This window comes from Halomonas sp. ML-15 (assembly GCF_014779595.1).
Lineage (GTDB): Bacteria > Pseudomonadota > Gammaproteobacteria > Pseudomonadales > Halomonadaceae > Franzmannia.
The window spans coordinates 2,073,673-2,074,107 of the sequence record NZ_JACXZT010000019.1 but is presented as its reverse complement, the minus strand read 5'-3'; the positions used below and the strand labels follow the sequence as shown (position 1 = coordinate 2,074,107).

The 435-nt window shown below is 65.3% G+C and carries 1 protein-coding gene; it reads left to right on the top strand.

The window, feature by feature from the left end; translation table 11 throughout:
• A partial coding sequence (locus tag IEI94_RS21380; protein ID WP_191169704.1) for a TRAP transporter large permease subunit occupies positions 1-435 on the top strand: 435 nt, incomplete at both ends.

The following is a 435-nucleotide window of genomic DNA, read 5'->3' as shown; positions in this document are numbered from 1 at the left end:
CCCGACCTGGTGCTGATGGTCTGCGCGCTGGCCAGCGCCGGCTATTTCCTGGTGATCTTCAACACCCCGCTGCGCATGTCCACCGGCACCTCCTTCGCGCCGATGGGCATCTCCTATGCCGCCATCGCCGGCTCGCTGCTGATTCTCGAAATGACCCGCCGGGTCACCGGCAATGCGCTGGTGATCATCTCGCTGGTGTTCCTGGCCTATGTCTGGGGCGGGCCCTACCTGCCCGGCTTCCTGGGTTACCCGGGGCTCTCGGTGGGACGCTTCTTCAGCCAGGTGTATACCGATGCCGGGATCCTCGGCCCGACCACCGCGGTGTCGTCGACCTATATCATCCTGTTCATCATCTTCGCCGCCTTCCTGCAGGCCTCCAAGGTCGGCGACTACTTCGTCAACTTCGCCTTCGCTGCTGCCGGCCGCGCCCGTGGC